14 protein-coding genes are annotated in these 14,988 nt (G+C 57.5%); 7 read left to right on the top strand and 7 right to left on the bottom strand.

Features of this window, described 5'->3' with window-relative positions; translation table 11 throughout:
* Positions 1-36 precede the first annotated feature (36 nt).
* Positions 37-906 carry a phosphoribulokinase gene (locus JO226_RS16720; protein WP_293606889.1) on the top strand — a complete coding sequence of 290 codons (870 nt, stop codon included), beginning with the start codon at positions 37-39 and terminating at the stop codon, positions 904-906.
* Positions 907-952: 46 nt separating this feature from the next.
* On the opposite strand, the gene JO226_RS16715 is transcribed toward JO226_RS16720, so the two are convergent.
* Complete coding sequence (locus tag JO226_RS16715) at positions 953-1,357, bottom strand: OsmC family protein (protein WP_293606888.1); 405 nt, start codon at positions 1,355-1,357, stop codon at positions 953-955.
* A gap of 306 nt (positions 1,358-1,663) precedes the next feature.
* Here JO226_RS16715 and crp point away from each other — a divergent pair, with 306 nt between their 5' ends.
* Both crp and JO226_RS16705 read left to right on the top strand, forming a co-directional pair.
* A complete protein-coding gene (gene crp / locus JO226_RS16710; RefSeq protein ID WP_000242758.1) occupies positions 1,664-2,296 on the top strand; it encodes a cAMP-activated global transcriptional regulator CRP in 633 nt (210 codons plus the stop codon).
* A gap of 53 nt (positions 2,297-2,349) precedes the next feature.
* Positions 2,350-4,431, top strand: coding sequence for a YccS/YhfK family putative transporter (locus JO226_RS16705; protein ID WP_293606887.1), 2,082 nt, complete (start codon positions 2,350-2,352; stop codon positions 4,429-4,431).
* Here the strand turns inward: JO226_RS16705 and JO226_RS16700 are convergent.
* The 5 genes from JO226_RS16700 to ppiA form a co-directional block, all read right to left on the bottom strand.
* Positions 4,418-5,641, bottom strand: a complete 1,224-nt coding sequence (locus tag JO226_RS16700; RefSeq protein WP_293606886.1) for an aspartate aminotransferase family protein — start codon at positions 5,639-5,641, stop codon at positions 4,418-4,420. The genes JO226_RS16705 and JO226_RS16700 overlap by 14 nt on opposite strands.
* Positions 5,642-5,721: 80 nt before the next feature.
* The gene (gene pabA / locus JO226_RS16695; protein ID WP_293606885.1) at positions 5,722-6,285 is read right to left on the bottom strand and encodes an aminodeoxychorismate synthase component 2; all 564 of its coding nucleotides are present in this window, start codon (positions 6,283-6,285) and stop codon (positions 5,722-5,724) included.
* Positions 6,286-6,316: 31 nt separating this feature from the next.
* Positions 6,317-6,919 (bottom strand): putative adenosine monophosphate-protein transferase Fic, encoded by a 603-nt coding sequence (locus JO226_RS16690; RefSeq protein ID WP_293606884.1) that lies wholly within the window; start codon positions 6,917-6,919, stop codon positions 6,317-6,319.
* Positions 6,909-7,076, bottom strand: coding sequence for a YhfG family protein (locus JO226_RS16685; RefSeq protein WP_293606883.1), 168 nt, complete (start codon positions 7,074-7,076; stop codon positions 6,909-6,911). Before JO226_RS16685 ends, JO226_RS16690 begins: the two co-directional genes overlap by 11 nt.
* Before the next feature lie 105 nt (positions 7,077-7,181).
* Positions 7,182-7,754: a peptidylprolyl isomerase A gene (ppiA, locus tag JO226_RS16680; protein ID WP_293606882.1), complete on the bottom strand. Its 573-nt coding sequence runs from the start codon at positions 7,752-7,754 to the stop codon at positions 7,182-7,184.
* Between the two features lie 278 nt (positions 7,755-8,032).
* On the opposite strand from ppiA, the gene tsgA reads away from it, so the two are divergent.
* From tsgA to cysG, 4 genes are all read left to right on the top strand, one after another.
* The gene (tsgA, locus tag JO226_RS16675; RefSeq protein ID WP_293606881.1) at positions 8,033-9,220 is read left to right on the top strand and encodes an MFS transporter TsgA; all 1,188 of its coding nucleotides are present in this window, start codon (positions 8,033-8,035) and stop codon (positions 9,218-9,220) included.
* Positions 9,221-9,590: 370 nt separating this feature from the next.
* Entirely contained in the window at positions 9,591-12,134 is a 2,544-nt protein-coding gene (nirB, locus tag JO226_RS16670) for a nitrite reductase large subunit NirB (RefSeq protein ID WP_293606880.1), read from the top strand.
* Positions 12,131-12,457 carry a nitrite reductase small subunit NirD gene (gene nirD, locus JO226_RS16665; RefSeq protein ID WP_293606879.1) on the top strand — a complete coding sequence of 109 codons (327 nt, stop codon included), beginning with the start codon at positions 12,131-12,133 and terminating at the stop codon, positions 12,455-12,457. The genes nirB and nirD overlap by 4 nt, the downstream gene beginning before the upstream one ends.
* Positions 12,458-12,513: 56 nt before the next feature.
* On the top strand, positions 12,514-13,887 hold the full coding sequence (cysG, locus tag JO226_RS16660; protein ID WP_293606878.1) for a siroheme synthase CysG: 1,374 nt from the start codon (positions 12,514-12,516) through the stop codon (positions 13,885-13,887).
* Here the strand turns inward: cysG and JO226_RS16655 are convergent.
* The gene (locus tag JO226_RS16655; protein WP_293606877.1) at positions 13,884-14,975 is read right to left on the bottom strand and encodes an aminotransferase class V-fold PLP-dependent enzyme; all 1,092 of its coding nucleotides are present in this window, start codon (positions 14,973-14,975) and stop codon (positions 13,884-13,886) included. The two genes, cysG and JO226_RS16655, sit on opposite strands and share 4 nt — an antisense overlap.
* Positions 14,976-14,988 lie beyond the last annotated feature (13 nt).

Here is a 14,988-nt window from a genome sequence, read left to right as displayed (position 1 = left end):
TACTAAAACAATTGCTTATTCAGGGAGCAGTTCGACATGTCAGCCAAACATCCGGTGATCGCCGTAACCGGCTCCAGCGGTGCAGGAACGACCACTACCAGCCTTGCCTTTCGTAAGATCTTTTCCCAACTGAACCTCCGCGCGGCGGAAGTGGAAGGCGATAGCTTCCACCGCTATACCCGCCCGGAGATGGACATGGCCATCCGCAAAGCGCGTGATTTAGGCCGCCATATCAGCTACTTCGGCCCGGACGCCAATGATTTCGGCCTGCTGGAGCAAACCTTTGCCGCTTACGGGCAAACGGGCACGGGTCAGTCGCGCAAATACCTGCACACCTACGATGAAGCGGTCCCCTGGGATCAGGTGCCGGGCACCTTTACGCCCTGGCAGCCGCTGCCGGAACCCACCGACGTACTGTTCTACGAAGGGTTGCATGGCGGAGTGGTTACGCCGCAGCACGACGTGGCGCGCCATGTGGACCTGCTGGTCGGCGTGGTGCCCATCGTCAACCTGGAGTGGATTCAAAAACTGATTCGCGATACCAGCGAACGCGGCCACTCCCGCGAGGCGGTGATGGATTCGGTCGTCCGTTCGATGGAAGACTACATCAACTTTATCACGCCGCAGTTTTCACGTACGCACATCAACTTCCAGCGCGTACCGACGGTCGATACCTCTAACCCGTTCGCCGCCAAAGGCATCCCTTCGCTGGACGAGAGCTTCGTGGTGATTCATTTTCGCAATCTGCAAGACATCGATTTCCCGTGGCTGCTGGCCATGCTGCAGGGCTCATTCATTTCACATATGAATACGCTGGTGGTACCGGGCGGCAAAATGGGGTTGGCAATGGAGCTTATCATGACGCCGCTGGTACAGCGGCTGATGGAAGGCAAGCGGATCGCTTAATATGCTTGCCCGGTTGCGCAGTCCACAGCGCTACCGGGCCTGGTTTTTACGCCTCAATCACTTCATACGAGTGCGTGATATTCACCGCTTTCTCCAGCATCAAGGCCACTGAGCAGTATTTTTCTGCCGAAAGATCCACCGCGCGCGATACGGCCGCATCTTTAAGCGCTTTGCCGGTCACGATAAAGTGCAGGTTGATATGGGTAAACAAGCGCGGCGCTTCCTCGCGGCGCTCCGAGGTCAGCTTCACTTCGCAGTCGGTCACGTCCTGACGCCCTTTTTGCAGAATCGACACCACGTCGATGGCGCTGCAGCCGCCCGCCGCCATCAGCACAACTTCCATCGGGCTTGGCGCTTTATCACCGGAGTTGCCGTCCATCAAAATCTGGTGGCCGGACGCTGACTCACCCAGAAAGGTTAAACCTTCAACCCACTTCACTCGCGCTTGCATGTTCGTTAACTCCTGGTTGCATTTTTTCTGACAGATTACGCGCACATAACATTTCTCGCAACGGAAGGCGACCTGCGTCATGCTGAAGCGAGACACCAGGAGACATGCGGTGAAAGCTATGCTAAAACAGTCGGGATGCTACGGTAATACATTGAAGTACTGCATGTATGCAGAGGACATCTCAATTACAGGCTGCATCAAAATCCGACAGCCGACTTCCCAGGTACAGGGAAGGATACGATTGCAAAGCCAGTGGCAATCCCATTGCTGCCGCTGGAGAAAGCTTATAACAGAGGATAACCGCGCATGGTGCTTGGCAAACCGCAAACAGACCCGACTCTTGAATGGTTCTTGTCTCATTGCCACATTCATAAGTACCCATCGAAGAGCACGCTGATTCACCAGGGTGAAAAAGCAGAAACGCTGTATTACATCGTGAAAGGCTCCGTTGCAGTACTCATCAAGGATGAAGAAGGGAAAGAGATGATCCTCTCTTACCTGAACCAGGGCGATTTCATCGGTGAATTAGGCCTGTTTGAAGAAGGTCAAGAGCGTAGTGCCTGGGTACGTGCTAAAACAGCATGTGAAGTGGCTGAAATCTCATACAAAAAATTCCGTCAGCTGATCCAGGTTAACCCGGATATCCTGATGCGCCTCTCTTCTCAGATGGCTCGTCGCCTGCAGGTGACTTCTGAAAAAGTCGGCAACCTTGCTTTCCTGGATGTCACCGGTCGTATCGCGCAAACCCTGCTGAACCTGGCGAAACAGCCGGATGCCATGACGCACCCGGACGGGATGCAGATCAAAATCACCCGTCAGGAAATTGGTCAAATCGTGGGTTGTTCTCGTGAAACGGTGGGTCGTATCCTGAAAATGCTCGAAGATCAGAACCTGATCTCCGCTCACGGTAAAACCATCGTGGTTTACGGTACCCGCTAAGTCCACTCTACGGCGTATTGCCCCCGCAACACGCCGTTTTTGTCTTTATTCTCATGTGGCGCCGACTGATTTACCACCCCGAAGTTAACTACGCATTGCGACAGACGCTGGTGCTCTGCCTGCCTGTTGCCGTCGGTCTTGCGTTGGGCTACCTGAACTACGGTCTGCTGTTCTCCTTAGTACCCGCTTGTTGTAACGTCGCTGGCCTCGATACGCCCCATAAGCGCTTCTTTAAGCGCCTGATTGTCGGCGCTTCACTGTTTGCAGGCAGCAGTCTGGCAGTACAACTGCTGCTGGCACAGGACATTCCTTTACCGCTGATCCTCACCGGGCTTGCCATGATGCTCGGCGTTACCGCCGAACTCAGCTCGCTGCATGCGCGCCTGCTCCCGGCCTCGCTCATTGCCGCGGTTTTTACGCTCAGCCTTGCCGGCAATATGCCGGTGTGGGAACCGCTGTTGATCTACGCCTGCGGCACCCTCTGGTACGGGTTGTTTAACTGGTTCTGGTTCACCCTGTGGCGCGAGCAGCCGCTACGGGAATCACTCTGCCTGCTCTACCGTCAGCTTGCCGACTACTGCGAAGCCAAATACAGCCTGCTGACCCAGCACACTGACCCGTCTACCGCGCTGCCGCCGCTGCTGAACCGCCAGCAAAAGGCGGTGGACCTGATAACCCAGTGCTACCAGCAGTTGCATATGCTCGCGGCCAACAAGAACAGCGACTATAAACGCCTGCTTCGCGCCTTTCAGATGGCGATGGACCTGCAGGAGCATATCTCCGTCAGCCTACATTTACCGGAAGAGGTGCAGAAACTGGTCGAACGCAGCCACGCCGAAGCGGTGATTCGCTGGAACGCGCAGACGGTCGCCGCGCGCCTGCGGGTGATGGCCGACGACATTCTCTACCACCGCTTTCCGCGGCGCTTTTCGATGGAAAAACAGATAGGCGCGCTGGACAAAATCGCCCGCCAGCATCCGGATAACCCGGTCGGGCAGTTCTGCGCCTGGCATTTCAGCCGTATCGCGCGCGTTTTACGTCTTCAGCGGCCGCTGTACCCACGCAATCTGATGGCGGATAAAGAGCGCCGTCTACCGCTTATCCCGGCGCTCAGAAGCTATCTGTCGCTGAAATCCCCCGCCCTGCGCAACGCCGCGCGCATCAGCGTGATGCTGAGTACTGCCAGCCTGATGGGGGTCGCGCTGCATCTGCCGAAGCCGTACTGGATAATGATGACCGTGCTGTTCGTGACGCAAAACGGCTATGGCGCGACCCGGGTCAGAATATTTCACCGGGCGGCAGGCACACTTGCCGGGCTGGTTATCGCCGCCGGCGCACTGCACTTTCACGTACCGGAAGGGTATACCCTGGCGGCGATGCTGCTCATTACGCTCATCAGCTACCTGACGATTCGTAAAAACTACGGTTGGGCGATGGTCGGTTTTACCGTCACTGCGGTGTACACGCTACAACTGCTGACCCTCAACGGCGAGCAGTTCATCGTCGCCCGCTTTATCGATACGGTCATCGGCTGCCTGATTGCGCTTGGCGGGATGGTCTGGCTATGGCCGCAGTGGCAGAGCGGTCTGCTGCGTAAAAACGCCCACGACGCGCTGGAGGCCGACCAAAACGCCATTCGCCTGATCCTGAGCGATGACCCGCAGGCGCCGACGCTCGCCTACCAGCGTATGCGGGTAAACCAGGTTCACAACGCGCTGTTTAACTCGCTCAACCAGGCCATGCAGGAACCCGCCTTCAATTCGCGCTATCTGGCGGATATGAAACTGTGGGTCACCCACAGCCAGTTTATCGTCGAGCATATCAACGCCATGACCACGCTGGCGCGCGAACATAATATGCTGACGCCGGGTCTGGCGCAGCGCTATCTGCAGTCGTGTGAAATCGCCCTGCAGCGCTGCCAGCAGCGCCTTGAGTATGACGAGCCTGGCGGCAGTAATGATGCAAACATCATGGAATCGCCTGAGATACTGTCCCACGGCCCATTAAGCACCATGGAGCAGCATCTACAGCGCGTGCTTGGTCATCTCAGCACCATGCACACGATTTCGTCGGTGGCCTGGCGCCAGCGCCCGCGACATGGGATCTGGCTGCGCACCCGGCTTAGCGAGCACTAACCACCGCGCTGACCGCACGGGCGAAGCGCGCCATCCCTTCGTCGATGTCCGCGCGTTCCACCACCAGCGACGGCGCAAAGCGCATCACGTCCGGCCCGGCGTTAAGCACCATCACCCCCGCCTGCGCGCCTGCGTGCAGAAACTCGCGCGCGCGCCCTTTGTACTGCGGTTTTAACTCAGCGCCAATCAGCAGCCCCATCCCGCGAATCTCACTGAAAACGTCAAACTGCGCATCTATCTGCTGTAAATGACTGACGAACTGCTCGCGTTTTGCGCTCACGCCGTTCAATACCTCAGGCGTATTGATAATGTCGAACGCCGCCCCGGCGACCGCGCTGGCCAGCGGGTTGCCGCCATAGGTGGAACCGTGCGATCCCACGTGGAAGGCGCTGGCGATATCCTGCGTGGTCAGCATCGCGCTGACCGGGAAGCCGCCGCCCAGCGCCTTTGCGGTGGTCAGGATATCCGGCGTCACGCCGTAGTGCATGTAGGCGAACAGCGACCCCGTACGCCCCATGCCGGACTGCACTTCATCAAACACCAGCAGCGCCTGGTGCTTATCGCACAGTGCACGCAAACCCTGTAAAAACTCCGGCGTCGCCGCCGTCACGCCGCCTTCGCCCTGAATCGGCTCGACCACCACCGCGCAAGTATGGTCATCCATCACTGCGGCAACCGCGTGCAGATCGTTAAACGGCACGTGGATAATATCGGCCGGTTTGGGGCCAAAACCATCGGAGTATTTCGGCTGCCCGCCGACGGAGACGGTAAACAGCGAACGCCCGTGGAAGGCGTTATGGAAGGCGATAATTTTGGTTTTATACGGGCTGTGGCGGGTTGAAGCATAGTAGCGCGCCAGCTTAAAGGCGGTTTCGTTGGCCTCTGTCCCGGAGTTCATAAACACCACGCGCTCGGCAAAGGTCGCGTCAATCAGCTTGCGACCTAATCGCAGCGCAGGCTCGTTAGTAAACACGTTACTGGTATGCCACAGGGTTTCCCCCTGGCGCTTGAGCGCGTCCACCAGTGCCGGATGGCAGTGCCCCAACGCCGTCACGGCAATGCCGCCCGCGAAATCAATATACTCCTTGCCCTGCTGATCCCACACACGGCTTCCCTGGCCTTTAACCGGAATAAATTCCGCCGGGGCATAGATAGGGAGGATCACTTCATCGAAGGTCGCGCGTGTAATTGCGGGTTGAACGGTTGCCATGTCGGTCCTCTTATGCCGCTGTGATTATGAGAATATAATCACAAAATATGCATAAAAAATCACTTAATGGCAACCAGAATTCAACGATTCAGAAAGTTTGCCAGCAGGGCGTGCCCTTGCTCGCTCAGGATGCTCTCCGGATGAAACTGTACGCCTTCGAGATCCCACTCGCGGTGGCGGATCCCCATGATCTCACCGCTATCGCTCCAGGCGGTGACCTCAAAACAGTCCGGAAGCGTCGCCGGGTCTATCACCAGCGAATGGTAGCGCGTCACCGTCAGCGGGTTATTCAGCCCGCGAAAAACGCCCTCGCCGCGATGACTGACCGGTGAGGTTTTCCCGTGCATGACCTTCGCCGCCCGCACGATAGTCGCGCCGAAGACCTGCGCTATCGCCTGATGACCAAGACAGACGCCAAGAACCGGCGTTTTACCGGCATAGTGACGGATGACCTCAAGGGAAATGCCGGACTCATCCGGCGTACAGGGCCCCGGCGAAATGACGATTTTCTCAGGCGAAAGGCGGACTATCTCCGCAAGCGTTAACTCATCGTTACGCCGTACCAGCACCTCCGCCCCCAGTTCACAAAAATACTGGTAGAGGTTCCAGGTAAACGAATCATAGTTATCGATAAGCAGGATCATGGCGGCTCCGGTGACAGCAAACCGCGCTATTTTACTCAGAATCCTGCGCTTCGCTCACCACTTTAGTGAACAATTCCGTTAAGAGCGCCAGGTCGCCCATCGCCCCATTCTGATTTGCCTGACTCCACGCCTCCGGCGCTATCCCCTGCCAGTCGAGCAGGTAGCCTGCGTGAATGGCAAGCTGCTCGAAGAAGACCCTCTGCGCAAGTCCACTGCCGATTCGAAACGGGTGCAGGACGTTAATCTCGCAGTAGTAATGCGCCAGCCGCGCCACAAACGCCGTTTTATCCAGACCGGAAAGGTATGCCTCCTCTTCCAGCGCGCGCATCAGCGCATTCCCCTCTTTCTCTATCCAGGCAAAGTGACAGAAGCGGGTATCGCCCTGATAGATATCGACTTCGCGGTATTTTCCCGCCCAGTCGAAAATGTCCTGGTACAGCGCATGATGGATGGCGCAAAGCCACGGGAGCCCGCGTACCTGCGGGCCCAATGCCAGCGTCGCCGCCCGTAGCGCCGTAAACTCCCAGGCAGCCTGTTCAAGCTTGCGTGTCTGGTGGATACCCAGGCGGTTACGCATCACGTTAAGGCCGGGATACAGGTAAGGATCGCGATCGTCGCCGTATTTATCGCTCATAGTGCCTCCTGAGCGCCTCAAGACGTTCACGCGCCTGTTCGTCGGTCAACAGGACCCTGGCGATATCGACCCCTTCAAGGCGACGGCTGGCCTGAAAATTGGCATTACGGGTGCGTTCCCAGAGCTGGGTCTTTTGCTTATCGGTGAGTTTTTTCATCTGAACCTCCCTGACGCTTCCCCTTTTGCCACAAGTATAAGCAGCAATTTCAGGTTACGCAGGAAGGCTGAAAATGCGCGGGCGGATGACCCGCGCAGAAAGCGATTACGGCAGAAGTTTTGCAGACAGGATAACAACTGGCCTGGACGGCACATTCTGGTACGGACCAACATCGTGGGTCGGAACCTGGGAAATTTTATCCGCAACGTCCATCCCTTTTACAACCTTACCAAATACCGCATAACCGAAATCACGCTGGCCGTGATCGAGGAAAGCGTTATCGGCAACGTTGATAAAGAACTGACTGGTCGCGCTGTCTTTATCCGCGGTACGCGCCATCGAGATGGTGCCGCGGGTATTACGCAATCCGTTATCCGCTTCGTTTTTGATTGGCGGGTTAGGCTGCTTTTGCTGCATCTGCTCGGTAAAGCCGCCGCCCTGAACCATAAAGCCCGGGATCACGCGGTGGAACGTGGTGTTGTTATAGAAACCGCTGTTCACATACTTCAGGAAGTTTTCTACAGATACTGGCGCTTTCTGGCTGTTCAACTCCAGCTCAATATTGCCCGCAGAGGTTGTCAGCAGCACGTGCGGGTCACCTTTCGCGGCCAACGCAGCGGGAGAAATCGCCGAGATTGCAAAAACAGCCGCCACGGCAGCGAGCGTAGATTTGAGCATGTAAATTCCTTAACGGGGGCAGTAGAAAAAGCAAGTGGCTTGATTCTAAAAGGCGATCGACTGGCAGGCCAGCCTTTTACTTAATTTTACGCATTAGACATAGTTGTAACGATCGGGGCCGGGCTGTCGCGAATACACAAATGTGACAAGCATCACCTTAGTGAATTAGTTTTTTCATGAATTACAGAATAAACCTTTGCCACCATCACTATAATGAATAAAATCTGCCCACCCAGCGCATTGTCAATGCGCTTTACGTTTCTATTCACAGGCCAGTCATGACTAACAGCAATCGTATCAAGCTCACATGGATCAGCTTTTTCTCCTACGCCCTTACCGGCGCGTTAGTGATTGTTACCGGGATGGTAATGGGGAATATCGCCGATTATTTCCATCTGCCCGTGTCCAGTATGAGCAACACCTTTACCTTCCTCAACGCCGGGATACTTATCTCTATTTTCCTTAACGCCTGGCTGATGGAGATCGTGCCGCTGAAAACGCAGCTGCGCTTTGGCTTTCTGCTGATGGTGCTGGCGGTGCTGGGGTTAATGTTTGGCCAGAGCCTGACGCTGTTCTCGCTGTCTATGTTTGTTCTGGGCCTGGTCAGCGGGATCACGATGTCGATTGGTACCTTCCTGATTACCCACATGTATGAAGGTCGTCAGCGCGGGGCGCGCCTGCTGTTTACCGATTCCTTCTTCAGCATGGCCGGGATGATTTTCCCGATGTTAGCGGCCTGGCTGCTGGCCCGCACCATTGAGTGGTACTGGGTCTACGCCTGCATCGGTCTGGTTTACGTCGCGATTTTTGTGCTGACCCTGGGCTGCGAGTTCCCGGTACTGGGCAAACAGGCGAAGCAGGACGCCGACCAGCCGGTAGTGAAAGAAAAATGGGGTATCGGCGTACTGTTCCTGTCTATCGCCGCGCTCTGCTACATCCTCGGCCAGCTGGGCTTTATCTCCTGGGTGCCGGAATATGCGAAAGGTCTCGGCATGAGCCTGAACGACGCCGGTAAGCTGGTCAGCAATTTCTGGATGTCGTATATGTTCGGCATGTGGGCGTTCAGCTTCATCCTGCGCTTCTTCGATCTGCAGCGCATCCTGACCGTTCTGGCGGGCATGGCGGCGGTGCTGATGTATCTGTTCATCCATGCCAGCCCGGAAAACATGCCGTGGTTCATCCTGACGCTGGGCTTTTTCTCCAGCGCTATCTACACCTCGATCATCACGCTGGGATCTCTGCAGACCAAAGTTGCCTCACCGAAACTGGTTAACTTTGTGCTGACCTGCGGCACCATCGGCACCATGCTGACTTTCGTGGTTACCGGTCCTATCGTGGCGCACAGCGGCCCGCAGGCCGCGCTGGTGACGGCAAACAGCCTGTATGCGGTGGTGTTCGTCATGTGCTTTGCACTCGGCTTCGTCACCCGTCACCGTCAGCATAACGCTGCGGCGTCAGCGCACTAAGCCTCACGCTTACGCCCCTTTGCTGTCGGTAAAGGGGCTGAGTACCTCTAAACTCTCATGTCGAAGTTCTCCCATCGGAGTAATCGACCGAAAGCGTCCGCTCTCAATCAACCATAACGGTGCGGTGCTCATCCTCATCTCCCCGTACTGCACGTTGAACGCTCTGCCTGTTTTTTACGTCAAAAACCCTGCTTTTTGTACATAAATCCGGCAGGCGTGAAAAGCCAGCGAATTCCGTGACTTATAAATTTCCTGACAAATCAATTGCATACTCATTAAGTGGTAGGCAAAGCCGTATTTGATTTACATCAATAAGCGGGAAAGCTGAATCGTTAAGGTAGGCGGTAATAGAAAAGAAATCGAGGCAAAAATGAGCAAAGTCAGACTCGCTATTATCGGTAACGGTATGGTCGGCCACCGCTTTATTGAGGATCTTCTTGATAAAGCGTCGGCGGACCAGTTCGATATTACCGTTTTCTGTGAAGAGCCGCGTATCGCCTACGACCGCGTCCACCTCTCTTCCTACTTCTCTCACCACACAGCGGAAGAGCTGTCGCTGGTGCGCGAAGGCTTCTATGAGAAGCATGGCATCAAGGTGCTGGTTGGCGAGCGGGCGATCACTATCAACCGCCAGGAAAAAGTGATCCACTCCAGCGCGGGTCGTTCCGTGTTTTACGACAAGCTGATCATGGCGACCGGCTCTTACCCGTGGATCCCGCCTATCAAGGGCGCGGAAACACAGGATTGCTTCGTTTATCGCACTATTGAAGACCTGAACGCCATCGAATCCTGCGCTCGCCGCAGCAAGCGCGGCGCCGTCGTCGGCGGCGGCCTGCTGGGCCTTGAGGCCGCTGGCGCGCTGAAAAACCTCGGCGTGGAAACCCATGTTATCGAATTCGCCCCAATGCTGATGGCGGAACAGCTCGATCAGATGGGCGGCGAGCAGCTGAAGCGCAAAATTGAAAGCATGGGCGTGCGGGTTCACACCAACAAAAATACCAAAGAGATCGTTCAGGAAGGCAACAGCGCGCGTAAAACCATGCGCTTTGCCGACGGCAGCCACCTCGAAATCGACTTTATCGTGTTCTCAACCGGCATTCGTCCGCGCGACAAGCTGGCCACCCAGTGCGGTCTGGCGGTCGCTGAACGTGGCGGAATTGAGATTAACGATACCTGCCAGACCTCCGACCCGGATATCTACGCAATCGGCGAATGCGCCAGCTGGAACCGCCGCGTGTACGGCCTGGTAGCGCCTGGCTACAAGATGGCGCAGGTCGCTGTTGACCATATCCTCGGGACGGAAAATACCTTTGAAGGCGCCGACCTGAGCGCCAAGCTCAAACTGCTGGGCGTGGACGTTGGCGGTATCGGCGATGCCCATGGCAGTACGCCTGGCGCACGCAGCTACGTCTACCTCGACGAAAGCAAAGAAGTCTACAAGCGCCTCATCGTAAGCCAGGACAATAAAACGCTGCTCGGGGCGGTGCTGGTCGGCGATACCAGCGACTACGGCAACCTGTTGCAGCTGGTGCTGAACGCCATCGAACTGCCGGAAAACCCGGATTCGCTGATCCTTCCGGCGCACGCCAGCCATGGCAAACCGGCTATCGGCGTGGATAAACTGCCGGACAGCGCGCAGATTTGCTCCTGCTTCGACGTCACCAAAGGCGCGCTTGTCGCCGCCATCAACAAAGGCTGCCATACCGTTGCCGCGCTGAAGGCGGCAACCAAAGCGGGTACCGGCTGCGGCGGTTGTATCCCGCTGGTAACCCAGGTGCTGAACGCCGAGCTCGCCAAACAGGGCATCGAAGTTAACAACAACCTCTGCGAACACTTTGCCTTCTCGCGCCAGGAGCTGTATCACCTGATTCGCGTGGAGGGGATCAAATCCTTCGACGAGCTGCTGGCGAAATACGGCAAAGGCTACGGCTGCGAAGTGTGTAAACCGACCGTCGGCTCGCTGCTGGCGTCCTGCTGGAACGAGTATGTACTCAAGCCTCAGCACACGCCGCTGCAGGATACCAACGACAACTTCCTGGCGAATATCCAGAAGGACGGCACCTACTCGGTTATCCCACGCTCTGCGGGCGGCGAGATTACCCCGGAAGGGCTGCTGGCCGTCGGGCGCATCGCCCGCGAATTCAACCTGTACACCAAAATCACCGGCTCCCAGCGCATTGGCCTGTTCGGTGCGCAAAAAGACGACCTGCCGGAAATCTGGCGTCAGCTGATTGAAGCGGGCTTCGAAACCGGTCACGCTTACGCCAAAGCGCTGCGCATGGCGAAAACCTGCGTCGGCAGCACCTGGTGCCGCTACGGCGTGGGCGACAGCGTCGGCTTCGGCGTCGAGCTGGAAAACCGCTACAAAGGGATTCGCACCCCGCACAAAATGAAGTTTGGTGTGTCCGGTTGTACCCGCGAATGTGCGGAAGCCCAAGGCAAAGATGTCGGTATCATCGCCACCGAAAAGGGCTGGAACCTGTATGTTTGCGGCAACGGCGGCATGAAACCGCGCCACGCCGACCTGCTGGCGGCGGATCTTGATCGCGAGACGCTTATCAAATACCTCGACCGCTTCATGATGTTCTACATCCGCACCGCCGATAAGCTGACCCGTACCGCGCCGTGGCTGGATAACATGGAAGGCGGCATCGCGTACCTGAAGAGCGTCATCATCGACGATAAGCTCGGCCTGAATGCGCATCTCGAAGAAGAGCTGGCGCGCCTGCGCGAGGCCTTTGCCTGCGAGTGGACCGAAACCGTCAACAACCCTGCCGCTCAGGGCCGTTTCAAACACTTTATCAACAGCACCCAGCGCGATCCGAACGCTCAGGTAGTGCCTGAACGCGAGCAGCACCGTCCGGCCACGCCGTACGAGCGTATTCCGGTCACGCTGGTGGAGGAAAACGCATGAGCCAGTGGGTAAACATCTGCAATATCGACGATATTCTGCCAGCGACCGGAGTGTGTGCGCTGCTGGGCAAGGCGCAGGTCGCGATTTTCCGTCCACGTCATGATGAGCAGGTCTTCGCGATCAGCAACATTGACCCATTTTTCGACGCGAGCGTGCTCTCCCGCGGCCTTATCGCGGAACACAATGGTGAACTGTGGGTCGCCAGCCCGTTGAAAAAACAGCGTTTCCGTCTGCGTGACGGCCTGTGCATGGAAGATGAAAGCCATTCCGTTGCACATTTCGAAGCACGCGTGAAGGACGGTCAGGTACAATTGAAAGCCTGATAGCGTAACCCGGCGGCGCTCTGTCGCCGGGTCCTTACTCCTTTTGCGAGATTCCTATGGATCATTTACCCATCTTTTGCCAGTTGCGCGGCCGTGACTGTCTGCTGGTTGGCGGCGGCGATGTTGCCGAACGGAAAGCGCGTCTGCTGCTGGACGCCGGCGCGAAGCTGACGGTTAACGCCCTCGATTTCGCCCCGCAGTTTCGTGTCTGGGCCGATGCCGACATGCTGACGCTGGTCGAAGGTGAGTTTAATGAAGCGCTGCTGGACGCCAGCTGGCTGGCGATCGCCGCCACCGACAGCGATACCGTCAACGCGCGCGTCAGCGCGGCCGCCGAATCTCGCCGTATTTTCTGCAATGTCGTGGATGCTCCGAAGCAGGCAAGCTTCATTATGCCGTCGATTATTGATCGCTCGCCGCTGATGGTGGCCGTCTCGTCAGGCGGCACATCGCCGGTGCTGGCGCGTCTGCTGCGGGAAAAGCTGGAATCTCTGCTCCCCCTACACCTCGGACAGGTAGCGCATTACGCAGGATTATTGCGCGCCCGCGTGAAACGGCAGTTTGCCACCGTCGGCGAGCGTCGCCGTTTCTGGGAAAAGTTATTTGTTAACGACAGACTGGCGCAGTCGCTGGCGAACCAGGACCACAAAGCCGTTGAGGAAACGACCGAAACGCTGCTTGGCGAACCGCTGGAGCATCGCGGTGAAGTGGTGTTGGTCGGCGCCGGGCCTGGTGATGCCGGGCTGTTAACACTCAAGGGCCTGCAGCAGATCCAGCAAGCGGATATCGTCGTTTACGACCGCCTGGTCTCCGATGACATCATGAATCTGGTGCGTCGCGATGCCAACCGCATTTTCGTCGGCAAACGCGCGGGCTACCATTGCGTACCGCAAGAAGAGATCAACCAGATCCTGCTGCGCGAAGCGCAAAAGGGAAAACGGGTGGTGCGTCTGAAAGGCGGCGACCCGTTTATTTTTGGCCGCGGCGGTGAAGAGCTGGAAACGTTGTGCAATGCAGGCATTCCGTTCTCCGTGGTGCCGGGTATTACCGCCGCCTCGGGCTGCTCCGCGTACGCCGGAATTCCGCTGACCCATCGCGATTACGCCCAAAGCGTGCGCCTGGTCACCGGGCACCTGAAAACCGGCGCAGAGCTGGACTGGCATAACCTGGCGGCAGAAAAACAGACGCTGGTATTTTATATGGGACTCAACCAGGCCGCCACTATCCAGCAGAAGCTGATTGAGCACGGTATGCCGAAAGAAATGCCTGTCGCTCTGGTCGAAAACGGCACCGCCGTCCAGCAGCGCGTGGTCGACGGGACGCTGGCCGACCTGAGTAAACTGGCAAGCCAGGTCGTCAGCCCCTCGCTTATCATCGTCGGGCGCGTCGTGGCGCTACGCGAGAAGCTGAACTGGTTTTCACACCACTAATTGCCAGAGGCCGCGCAGCTTTGCTGTAAAATACGCAACACGGTCTCTTCCCCGCTGCGGTTGGGGTTGATGCGTATAGCGTAGCGTTCTATCCCAGGATTCGCTTCGCGAAAGGTTCCAGACAGCCGGTAGAAGAGCGGCGGGATTTCATATTTTGATTCCGCCCCAACCGGATACGGCAGCGCCCCCAGGCGCTGCGCGTGTTCCAGCACCTGCTGCGCAATCGGCCGATGAAACTCCACCAGCAGCACCTTTGACTGCGCGTTAGCGACCACCGCCTGCTTCACGTCAGGAACAGCACCGTTGTTCAGCATGGCCTGCAAGCGTTCCGTCACGCCCGCCTGCACGGCATGCATAACTGGCGCAAACGCCAGCCCGCGCAGCACCTCCAGCGCCTGCGCGCCCTGAATCTGGCTACCACCGGAATACATCGTCGCGCGAATGCGGGCAATAGCCTCCGCATTGCCCACCACCACCCCAACCCCCTCGGGGCCGAACAGCTTAAAGCTGGAAAAGGTAGACAGCGTGGCGCCATATTCGCAGCCGATGGCTGGCGTCTTCATCACCGCATAGTTATCGTCGGTCAGAGTGGGAATGCCCGCCGTATGCAGCATTCCCAGCACCGTATCCAGCCGATAACCGTCCTCCGGGCGCTGGCGGGTATGTTGCACCAGCGCGAAATTTGGACGCTGCTCCGCGATGGCGCGGGCAAGCGAGGCCGGGTCGTTAAAATCGGCACGTACCCGCGCCAGACCCATCTGCTCAATGATAACCGCCGTCGTCGGATAGACGGGCGCATCATGAATCAGCAATCGCGCTCCCGGGCCAGCCAGCGCCGCCAGAGCGGCCCGAATCGCGCCGGTCCCTGCGCCCTGAACCAGAACCGCCGCCCCGGCATGAAAAGCCTCGGCCAGTACAGCCTCCACCCGCTGCGTCGTGCGGGGTTGGTTCCGACCCGGTGATAACCCAAGGTCGCCACCGCCAAGAAAATCAGCGCCGGGGAAATGACGACAAATGGCGTCCACCAGCGCAAATTGCTTATGCTGCGCCTCCACCAGCGTCATGCTCTGTAACGGATACGTTTTCATGCGTTATCTGAAC

The sequence above is a fragment of the Pluralibacter sp. genome, from assembly GCF_019237635.1.
Classification (GTDB): Bacteria; Pseudomonadota; Gammaproteobacteria; order Enterobacterales; family Enterobacteriaceae; genus Enterobacter_B.
Note: the sequence above shows the minus strand (reverse complement) of the source record. Positions and strands in the feature narration are given on the sequence as shown.

Excerpts from the sequence above, each read along its gene's own strand:
- JO226_RS16705 (WP_293606887.1), top strand. The coding sequence starts at position 2,350 with ATGTGGCGCCGACTGATTTACCACCCCGAAGTTAACTACGCATTGCGA.
- JO226_RS16690 (WP_293606884.1), bottom strand. The coding sequence starts at position 6,919 with ATGAGCGATAAATACGGCGACGATCGCGATCCTTACCTGTATCCCGGC.
- tsgA (WP_293606881.1), top strand. The coding sequence starts at position 8,033 with ATGACTAACAGCAATCGTATCAAGCTCACATGGATCAGCTTTTTCTCC.
- JO226_RS16685 (WP_293606883.1), bottom strand. The coding sequence starts at position 7,076 with ATGAAAAAACTCACCGATAAGCAAAAGACCCAGCTCTGGGAACGCACC.
- ppiA (WP_293606882.1), bottom strand. The coding sequence starts at position 7,754 with ATGCTCAAATCTACGCTCGCTGCCGTGGCGGCTGTTTTTGCAATCTCG.
- nirD (WP_293606879.1), top strand. The coding sequence starts at position 12,131 with ATGAGCCAGTGGGTAAACATCTGCAATATCGACGATATTCTGCCAGCG.
- JO226_RS16715 (WP_293606888.1), bottom strand. The coding sequence starts at position 1,357 with ATGCAAGCGCGAGTGAAGTGGGTTGAAGGTTTAACCTTTCTGGGTGAG.
- JO226_RS16720 (WP_293606889.1), top strand. The coding sequence starts at position 37 with ATGTCAGCCAAACATCCGGTGATCGCCGTAACCGGCTCCAGCGGTGCA.
- cysG (WP_293606878.1), top strand. The coding sequence starts at position 12,514 with ATGGATCATTTACCCATCTTTTGCCAGTTGCGCGGCCGTGACTGTCTG.
- JO226_RS16700 (WP_293606886.1), bottom strand. The coding sequence starts at position 5,641 with ATGGCAACCGTTCAACCCGCAATTACACGCGCGACCTTCGATGAAGTG.
- pabA (WP_293606885.1), bottom strand. The coding sequence starts at position 6,285 with ATGATCCTGCTTATCGATAACTATGATTCGTTTACCTGGAACCTCTAC.
- JO226_RS16655 (WP_293606877.1), bottom strand. The coding sequence starts at position 14,975 with ATGAAAACGTATCCGTTACAGAGCATGACGCTGGTGGAGGCGCAGCAT.
- crp (WP_000242758.1), top strand. The coding sequence starts at position 1,664 with ATGGTGCTTGGCAAACCGCAAACAGACCCGACTCTTGAATGGTTCTTG.
- nirB (WP_293606880.1), top strand. The coding sequence starts at position 9,591 with ATGAGCAAAGTCAGACTCGCTATTATCGGTAACGGTATGGTCGGCCAC.